Below are 8,494 nucleotides of genomic sequence, written 5' to 3'. Positions count from 1 at the left end.
GACATGATCCACATTCCCCCGAATGCTGTGTGGTTGATCTTTACCTTCGATCATCTACCCAGAGTGATCATTTCCACACTTAGAGTGATACCCCCGCACCGACCCTCGCCAGCTCAGATCGTGACGAGCGGAAAGGGTCCAGGGCGCCCCAGTCGCCAGTCCGCTCGGCGGTGGTCGGCCAGCATTGGCCCGCTCTGCGGCGGCCCAGTCGCCATTGGCCCAGTCGCCATTGGCCCACTCGGCGGTGGTCGGTCGTCGGCAGTGCGCTGGCGGTGGCCAGTTGTCGGCGAGTGCGCTAGCGGTGGCCAGCCGGCAGTGCGTCCTGTGGTGGTCCATTGCGTTTCGGTGTGTCTGGTCGGTGCCGAGGTCGCGTGTTCGGGCGTATGGCATGGTTGCGCTCGTCCGCTGGTTGGCGATGGGCGTCGGTGTTGCCGTTTCGGGGGGTCGCGTTAAATTACTCCTCGTTACTAAGGGTTATCGCGGGCTTGTGGGATCAAAAGGTGACGCCAGCGTTCGGCCGTTTGGAGCATGTCCTCGCCGGTACGTCGAAGGAATTCGCCCACGAATTCACAGCGTGCGCCGGCGGGTGTCGTGGCGCCCAGGATGCGAGCCCCGTTGCGGGCGGTCTCGGCCAGCAAGAAGTTTCGCTGGGCGCTTGCCAGAAACGACCGATACCAAACGTTGTTGTCGACGCTGTACAGCTCGCGGCGCCACCGCGGATCCCGGTCGCGTCTGATCAGCTCCTGGTCCTCGAGGTAGGCGATGGCGGTGGAGATCGAGGCCGGGCTGACCTGCAGGCGCTGGGCGAGGTCCTTGGCCGTGAGCGCGCCGGTGTCGGTGGTGTAGAGGCAGGCCAGGACCCTCGATGCCATCCGTTGCAAGCCCGTGTGTACCAGGATTTCGACGAGGTGCTCCGCGAATTCGCGTATCTCCTCGGGGTCGCGGCCGTACGCCGTGTTGGTGGCCAGTGGCGCTGATCGCGGGGTCTGCTTGCGGCGGCGGGCGCGTCGTTCGGTCGCCTGATGAGCCCGGTCGGCCCGGTACGTTCCCAGGCCCCCGTTGCGGCTGACCTCCCGGCTGACGGTGGAGGTCGGTCGGCCCAGGCGCCGGGCGATCTCGGCGTAGCCGAGCCCTTCCGCCAGGCCTGCGGCGATGTCCCGGCGGTCCTGTTGGGTCAGCCTGCCTCCCGGCATTGGCACTCGCCTCCTGGGGCTCTGTCCCTGCGATCTGATGGGTCCCAGTATTGCGTTCGATTGCATTCCATTGCAATAGCAGTGAGCTTGGGAGTTGCATTCAGCTTCAGGTTTATTGCAATCTTCATCCCTATCTAGCTGCATAAATGCACGATTCTCCGGCTCTGGCTCATTGACATAAAGCTAAATGCAACGTAGCTTTTGGGTTCGACTAAACACGTACTATCGCGAATGGAGGGATGGTGGGAGTCCTTGTTCATGCGGGTGTCCGGCGGGCGCTGGACGAGGGGGCCGTGCCCCTCGCCGACGTTAGTGACGATCACGACAGGGAGTGCGGCACAGCAGGGGCCACCGACGTCACGACCGGTCGTGAGCGCGGCTCCGAGGCACGGTTCGGCTTCGGGAGCATCCCGGGTCGTTCGCAGCGACCGTGGTGCCGTTGACGCCGTTGACGCCGTTGACGCCGTTGACAGAGGTGACGGAAGGCGCAGATGACGAGGTGACGGAGGTGAGGTGACGGAGGTGATGAGCTGAGCCGGGTGACGCCGCTGGCGCTGCTGACGTTCGTGCTCACGTGGCTGGTGGCCGGCGTCGGCCTGGTGAGCAAGACCGCCGGGTCCACGGGCAGTGCCGCCCTGCCGCTGCGATTCCCACCCTTCCTCGGTAGTGCCATCGTCCCCCTGGAGTCCATGCCCGCTGGGGTGCGGTGGTTCGCCGAGTGCCAGCCGTTCGCCCCGATCATCGAGACGCTGCGCGGCCAGTTCACCCGAACGCCGGTCGGTGCCACCGGTCTCGTCGCCGTGGCCTGGTGGGCCGCCCTCGCGCTCGTCGGGTACGGCTGGGCGCGGGCGAGGTCCCCCCGCACCTGAGCGTTCAGCGTCGAGCGCAGCAGTTGGTCGAACGGACAGCGCCGTTGCTCGCGGCAGAACTCTGTCGAAGCGGCTCCCGGCCTGTCGTGGCTCCGCTGGTTGCGGATGAGTGCGGTGTCGAGGCGGTTCCTGGTGAGCCGTGGTGTCGCTGGGTGCGTGTGAGCGGTGCCGTCGAGGCGGTTCCCGGTGGGCCGTGGCTCCGCTGGTTGCGGATGAGTGCGGTGTCGAGGCGGTTCCTGGTGAGCCGTGGCGTCGCCGGTTGCACGTGAGCGGTGCCGTTGAAGCGGCTTCCGGCCAGTCGTGGCGTCGCCGGTTGCGCATGAGCAGCGCCGTCGAGGTGGCTCCCGGTGAGCCGGGACCTCGACGGACACGCGTGAGCAGTGCCGTTGAGGCGGCTGTCCGCGCAGGACAAGAAGCGGCGGACCTCCCCGCCGTGTCCCCAGTACTTGAGCGGCGCCGTCAGACCGCAGTGGTCCGGCGCGCAGAATCGGAAGGAAATCGACATGACCCTCACGGCCCCCACCAGCGTGACAGCGAGAGCGCTGGCGCCGGATCTGGCACGCGGCTTCATGCTGCTGCTGATCGCCCTGTCGCACGCGCCGGCGTTCGTCGGCGACTGGGACGCCGGGCCTGCCGCGCTCAACACCGCGGCGAAGTTCGTCAAGTCCCTGCTCGCCGACAACCAGGCCCGCGACATGTTCGTGTTCCTGTTCGGCTACGGGCTCGGGCAGTTGGTCCACAGCCAGGAGATCAGAGGGAGCGACTGGACCTCGATCCGGAGCCTGCTGCGACGCAGGGCGCTCTGGCTGATCGTCATCGGCTTCCTGAACACGCTGGTGCTCGTGCCCATCGACATCATCGCGGTGTACGGGCTGACCCTGCTGGTGCTCGCTCCCCTGGTGCGGGCGCGGGATTCGGTGCTGTGGTGGACGGGCCTGCTGACGCTCGTCCCCGCGACCCTCCTGCTGGCCTGGCAGAGCGTGGCGGCCCAGGCGAAGCCGGTGACCATGGCGGAGTTCATGGAGCCCACGTTCGCCGCGCACCTCGTCGCCGGCATCCCGTCCTGGCCGGTGGAGACCGCGATCTCCACCATCATGGTGGTGCCGGGCATGATGCTGGGCATCTGGGCCGCCAGGCGCCGGTTCCTCGACGAGCCCGAGCGGCACCTGCCGTTGCTGCGCCGCGCCACCGTGGTGCTCATCGGCGTGGCAGTGGCGGGCAGGCTGCCCGCGGCGCTGCTCGCGGCCGGTGGGTGGATGCCCACCTCGGCCCCTGTCAGCTGGGCGGTTGCCGTCGCGCACGATCTGACCGGGTACGCGGGCGGCATCGGCATGGCCGCCGCCGTCGGACTCGTCGCGGTCAAGGTCCGGGGCGGCCGGCTCACCACGGCTCTGGCGGCGCTGGGGCAGCGGTCGTTGACGTTCTACCTGTTCCAGGCCGTGGTCTGGGTGGTGCTCTTCTACCCGTTCACGCTGAACCTGCACGACGGCGTGAGCTTCGCCGCCACCTTCGGGATCGCCGTCGGGGTCTGGCTGCTGTCGATCGTGCTGGCCGAGTGGATGCGCGTCGTCGGCCACCGGGGCCCGGCGGAGGTGTTCCTCCGGCGGATGTCGTACGGCCGCCCCAAGCGGTGAGCCCGCGCCGGAAGCGCTGAGGCTGTCTGGCTGTGCGTGGAAAGGTGACCAGGGTGAGGTCGTCGACCAGTGGATGCCGCGGGCCATGTGGCTCCAGGAGCAGCGGGTACTGCCACCTGGAGCAGGCACGTTGCAGCGTGTCGACGGAATGAGAGGAAAGCATGAAATGTCGGATAACGTCCTGACACTTGCGGACGACCTCACCCTCAACCGTATGGGGTACGGCGCCATGCAACTGGCCGGCCCCGGCGTCTTCGGGCCGCCCGAAGACCGCGACCAGGCCATCGCCGTGCTACGCGAAGCCATCGAACTCGGGATCAACCACATCGACACCAGCGACTTCTACGGCCCCGCCGTGGTCAACGAGCTCATCAAGGAGGCCCTGCACCCGTACCCGGCGGACCTGCGCATCGTCACCAAGGTCGGCGCGCGCCGCGGCCCCAACGGGGAGTGGATGCCTGCTCAGGACCCCGCGGACCTCAAGATCGCGGTGCACGAGAACCTCCGGCACCTCGGCCTGGACGTCCTCGACGTCGTCAACCTGCGCGTGGTCACGCACGAGGGCACCACCGACGAGCCGCTCGCGGAGCGGTTCGGGGCGTTGGCGGAGTTGCGTGAGGAGGGCCTGATCCGCCACCTCGGCCTCAGCGCCGTCTCCGCGGCCCAGCTCACCGAGGCACAGTCCATCGCGCCCGTCGTCACCGTGCAGAACCTCTACAACGTGGCGAACCGGCAGGACGACGCCCTCGTCGAGCGGTGCGCGGCCGAGAACATCGCCTACGTGCCGTTCTTCCCCCTGGGCGGCTTCACCCCGCTCCAGTCGGACACGCTCCGGAACGTGGCCGCCCGCCTGGGCGCCTCGCCGCAGCAGGTCGCCCTGGCCTGGCTGCTGCAGCGCTCGGCCACGATCGTCCTCATCCCGGGGACCTCCTCACCGGCCCATCTCCGCGAGAACGTCGCCGCGGCCGACCTGGTCCTGCCCGCGGACGCGGTCGCGGAGCTGGACGCCATCGGCGCGGGGCTAAAGGACGAGCTTGAGTGAGGGCCGCTGGTCGGGCAGGCCGATCAGCTCGCGTACGCGGGTGATGGGCCAGGCCAGCTCCCGGGCGAGGGTGGCGGCGGTCAGGTCGCTCTCGCGGGTGGCCAGGTCGAAGGCGTGGGCGAGCAGGACCGGCTGCTCGCCGGGGTAGCCGGAGACGGGCTCGTTGGTGAAGCCCGGCTGGTCGCGCAGGGCGGCCAGGCGCTGGTAGGCGCGGCCGGCGGCGGAGTCGGAGATCAGCCCGGTCTCGCGGCACCGGTAGAGCAGCGAGTCGACCGACACCCCCCATGTCCGCCGCAGCTCGGCGAGCTTGCGCAGGTCGGCCCGCTGCGGCAGCTGCGGCAGGATGCTGTCGCGCGGCGTGAGGAACTCGGCGGCGAACGCGTCGGCCTCGCGCTCCTGATGGCTGTCGCCCGCCGCGGTGTCGCCGTGCAGGACGAGGTGGCCCAGCTCGTGGGCGGCGGTGAAGCGGTGGCGGTAGATGTCGTCGAACCGGTTGGGGGTCAGCACGACGATCGGCCGCGGCAGGCTGGAGGTGGAGAACGCGTCGACGGTGACCGCGTCGGGGTCGTGGCGGGGGAAGGCGACGACGATGCCGTGGGACTCCATGTGGCGTACGAGGTGGCTGACCGGGCCGGTGCCGAGCCCCCAGTGGGCCCGCAGCGCGCGGGCCGCGCCCGCCGGGTCGCGCGGCAGCGACGAGTGCATCTCGCCGCCCGCGAACCCGGGCAGGTCGACGGCCGGCAGCTGGACCCGCTTCTCCAGCGCGTACGTCAGCTCCCACACCTGCTCGACGAAGGCCACGGCCTTGGCCCGCTGGTAGGCGCGGGTGGAGCGCAGGCTGCGGAAGTGGGCCATGGAACCGTCGAGCTTGCCGTGCGGCCGTCCGGGCAGGAAGAACGCCATCGGCACGGCCAGCGCCTCGGCCAGCAGCGGGACCAGGTCGGGGCGCGGGCGGGTGACGCCCGCCTCGTATTGCCCGACCGCGGCGGGGGAGACGCCGAGGAGCTCGGCCACCTCCTTCTTGGTGAGCGCGGCCAGGTGACGGGCCTGGGTGAGGCGGGTGGCGTCGAACGCGTCGGCGACGGCCTGCGGGGTCGGCGTGCCGGTCTTGAACTCACTCACCGCCGGCGGCTTCTGCCCTGGTGATCGGTACGGCCTCGCTGACGGGCGCCGTGAGCCGCCCGGCCCCCGTGCGGGGGTTGAGCGACGGGGTGGGCAGGACGCCCTGGTCGAACGCGGCCGGCTGCGCCTCGCCCTGCCCGGCCGCCGTCGCGTCCTGAGCCAGGGGGATCGGCTCGCACACGTGCCAGCGCAGGCTCCCGGTGCGGTCGAGCAGCTCGGCCTCGCCCCACCAGGCGTCGAGCAGCCCCGCGTGCGCGTTGCAGGCGTAGGCGATCAGCACCAGGCCCGTGTCGTCGGGCAGGTCGGACAGCGCCTCGGCCACCGGCACCGCCTGCGGCGCGAGGTCGTGCAGCGAGAGCTGCCGCATCCGCGGCTCGGGCCCGAACCGGTTGAACAGCGCCTGCACCAGCGCCGACGGCCGGCCCTCGCCGATGCGCGCGCTCATCACGCTGATCGAGCGGTCCTTGGCATAGCGGAACGGGAACAGCAGCTTGCCGTCGAGCACCACCAGCTCGTGGGGGGACCCGGCGGGCTTGATGATGCGCACGTCGCCCATGTCCTCGAACGCCTCGGCCAGCGCCTCGAACTTGCGTGACATGAGCGTGAACCCGAACGGGTGCGTGTGCTCGGTCTGCGCGGCCGTCTGGGCGTCGCGGGCGTTGTCGAGCGCGACCGACAGCGCCTCGGCGATCGCCTGTCTGATCGCCGGCACCCGCTGCCCGAACGTGTCACGGGCCCACTGCGACTCCAGCATGCGCCGACCTCCGAACGCTCTGCCCGGCGGCGACCGGGGACCGGAGCCGCTTCAGTTTCCAACATCATAGACCCGCCACGACTTCACGAAGCCACTCCGCCGACACGCGCGTGTCGCCCGGCTTTTGTAACTCCTGCGCACTTGCGTGACAATGTTCCGAGTCTGACGGGAAGAGGCCTGCGCGTGACCAAGTGGACCGTGAACTGCTCGATCCTCTACACGGAGCTGCCCCTGCTCGAACGCCCGGCCGCGGCGGCCGCCGACGGATTCTCGGCGGTGGAGTTCTGGTGGCCGTGGCCGGTGGCCGTCCCCGCGGACCGGGACGTGGACGCGTTCGTCCGCGCCGTCCAGGACGCCGGGGTGCGGCTGACCGGGCTCAACTTCTTCGCCGGTGACATGCCGGGCGGCGACCGCGGGCTGGTGTCGTGGCCGGGGCGTTCGCGAGAGCTGCTGGACAACGTCCCCGTGGTGGCGGCCATCGGGGAGCGGCTCGGCTGCCGGGCGTTCAACGCGCTCTACGGCAACCGGGTGGACGGGGTCGCGGCGCAGGAGCAGGACGAGCTGGCGGTCGAGATGCTGGCGGCCTGCGCCCGGGGCGTGACCGGGACCGTGCTGCTGGAGCCGGTCAGCGGCGCGCCGCGCTATCCCCTCCTGACGGCGGACGACGCCGTGGCCGTGCTCGACCGGCTGGGCGACGGGTCCGGCGTGGGGCTGCTCGCCGACTTCTACCATCTGGCGACCAACGGCGACCACGTGCCCGCCGCCATCGAGCGGTACGGCCCGCGCATCGCCCACGTACAGATCGCCGACGCCCCGGGGAGGGGCGCGCCCGGCGAGGGCGCGCTGCCGCTCCAGCAGTGGATCGACGACGTGTACGCCGCCGGATATGACGGATATATCGGCCTCGAATACCGTTCCGAGGGCCCGGACCGCTTCGCCTGGCTCCCGCGCGACCGGCGCGCGGCCCCGGGAGCCTTGGGGCGCTGAAACGGGAAAGGATCAACGTGACCACCATCGCCTTCATCGGCCTCGGCATCATGGGCAGCCCCATGGCGATCCACCTGGTCAAGGCCGGGCACACGGTGACCGGCTACAACCGTTCGCCGGAGAAGGCCAAGGCCCTCGCCGAGGCCGGCGGCCGGGTGGCGGAGTCGATCGCCGACGCCGTGTCGGGAGCCGAGGCGGTCGCCCTCATGGTGCCCGACTCGCCCGACGTCCAGGACGTGCTGACCGGCGAGGACGGCGTGTTCGCGCACGCCGCCCCCGGCGCGCTGGTCATCGACTTCTCCTCGATCCGCCCCGACGTCACCCGCGAGCTGGCGGCCGAGGCCGCCCGCCGCGGCCTGCGCTATCTGGACGCCCCCGTCTCGGGCGGCGAGGCGGGCGCGAAGAACGCGGCCCTGTCGATCATGGTGGGCGGCGCGGGCGACGCCTTCGAGGCCGCCCGGCCGATCTTCGACGCCCTCGGCAGGACGGTGGTCCACGTCGGGCCGAGCGGCGCGGGCCAGACGGTCAAGGCCGCCAACCAGCTCGTCGTCGCCGCCAACATCGAGGCGCTGGCCGAGGCGGTCGTGTTCCTGCGCGCGTACGGGGTGGACCTGGAGGCGGCGCTGGAGGTGCTCGGCGGCGGCCTGGCCGGGTCGGCGGTGCTGGCGCAGAAGCGCGCCAACATGCTGAGCCACTCCTTCGAGCCCGGCTTCCGCATCGCCCTGCACCACAAGGACATGGGCATCGTCACGTCGGCGGCCCGCGAGGCGGGCGTCGTGCTGCCGCTCGGCGCGCTGGTCGCCCAGCTCGTGGCCGCCGCGAACGCGTCCGGGGACGGCGCGCTCGACCACTCCGCGCTGCTGCGCGTCGTCGAACGCCTGTCGGGGGAGTGA

Annotated in this window: 8 protein-coding genes; 5 read left to right on the top strand and 3 right to left on the bottom strand. The window is 70.7% G+C overall.

Translation table 11 applies throughout. From position 1 onward, the window contains the following. Nucleotides 1-467: 467 nt before the first annotated feature. A complete protein-coding gene (locus ACIBI9_RS43405) occupies nucleotides 468-1,193 on the bottom strand; it encodes a helix-turn-helix domain-containing protein (RefSeq protein WP_397231550.1) in 726 nt (241 codons plus the stop codon). A 539-nt stretch (nucleotides 1,194-1,732) separates the two neighbouring features. Between ACIBI9_RS43405 and ACIBI9_RS43400 the strand changes: the two genes are divergently transcribed. The 3 genes from ACIBI9_RS43400 to ACIBI9_RS43390 all read left to right on the top strand — a co-directional run bounded on the left by ACIBI9_RS43400 (nucleotide 1,733) and on the right by ACIBI9_RS43390 (nucleotide 4,738). After that, nucleotides 1,733-2,062 (top strand): hypothetical protein, encoded by a 330-nt coding sequence (locus tag ACIBI9_RS43400; protein WP_397231548.1) that lies wholly within the window; start codon nucleotides 1,733-1,735, stop codon nucleotides 2,060-2,062. Between the two features lie 503 nt (nucleotides 2,063-2,565). Next, complete coding sequence (locus ACIBI9_RS43395; RefSeq protein ID WP_397231546.1) at nucleotides 2,566-3,696, top strand: DUF418 domain-containing protein; 1,131 nt, start codon at nucleotides 2,566-2,568, stop codon at nucleotides 3,694-3,696. A gap of 166 nt (nucleotides 3,697-3,862) precedes the next feature. Then, nucleotides 3,863-4,738, top strand: a complete 876-nt coding sequence (locus ACIBI9_RS43390; RefSeq protein ID WP_397231544.1) for an oxidoreductase — start codon at nucleotides 3,863-3,865, stop codon at nucleotides 4,736-4,738. Here ACIBI9_RS43390 and ACIBI9_RS43385 read toward each other — a convergent pair. Together ACIBI9_RS43385 and ACIBI9_RS43380 are read right to left on the bottom strand one after the other, a co-directional pair. Further along, complete coding sequence (locus ACIBI9_RS43385) at nucleotides 4,718-5,860, bottom strand: helix-turn-helix domain-containing protein (RefSeq protein WP_397231542.1); 1,143 nt, start codon at nucleotides 5,858-5,860, stop codon at nucleotides 4,718-4,720. The genes ACIBI9_RS43390 and ACIBI9_RS43385 overlap by 21 nt on opposite strands. Beyond that, nucleotides 5,853-6,614, bottom strand: coding sequence for a hypothetical protein (locus ACIBI9_RS43380; RefSeq protein ID WP_397231540.1), 762 nt, complete (start codon nucleotides 6,612-6,614; stop codon nucleotides 5,853-5,855). Before ACIBI9_RS43380 ends, ACIBI9_RS43385 begins: the two co-directional genes overlap by 8 nt. 177 nt (nucleotides 6,615-6,791) lie before the next feature. Here ACIBI9_RS43380 and ACIBI9_RS43375 point away from each other — a divergent pair, with 177 nt between their 5' ends. Both ACIBI9_RS43375 and ACIBI9_RS43370 read left to right on the top strand, forming a co-directional pair. After that, a complete protein-coding gene (locus tag ACIBI9_RS43375) occupies nucleotides 6,792-7,601 on the top strand; it encodes a hydroxypyruvate isomerase family protein (protein ID WP_397231562.1) in 810 nt (269 codons plus the stop codon). 11 nt (nucleotides 7,602-7,612) lie between these two features. Beyond that, a complete protein-coding gene (locus ACIBI9_RS43370; RefSeq protein WP_397231560.1) occupies nucleotides 7,613-8,494 on the top strand; it encodes a 2-hydroxy-3-oxopropionate reductase in 882 nt (293 codons plus the stop codon).

This window comes from Nonomuraea sp. NPDC050451 (assembly GCF_044458585.1).
The sequence above is the reverse complement of the archived record's forward strand: the minus strand, read 5'-3'. Positions and strand labels throughout refer to the sequence as shown.

Bases quoted from the DNA above. Each gene is read 5' to 3' on its own strand.
- ACIBI9_RS43405 (WP_397231550.1), bottom strand. From the start codon at position 1,193: ATGCCGGGAGGCAGGCTGACCCAACAGGACCGCCGGGACATCGCCGCA.
- ACIBI9_RS43395 (WP_397231546.1), top strand. From the start codon at position 2,566: ATGACCCTCACGGCCCCCACCAGCGTGACAGCGAGAGCGCTGGCGCCG.
- ACIBI9_RS43390 (WP_397231544.1), top strand. From the start codon at position 3,863: ATGTCGGATAACGTCCTGACACTTGCGGACGACCTCACCCTCAACCGT.
- ACIBI9_RS43380 (WP_397231540.1), bottom strand. From the start codon at position 6,614: ATGCTGGAGTCGCAGTGGGCCCGTGACACGTTCGGGCAGCGGGTGCCG.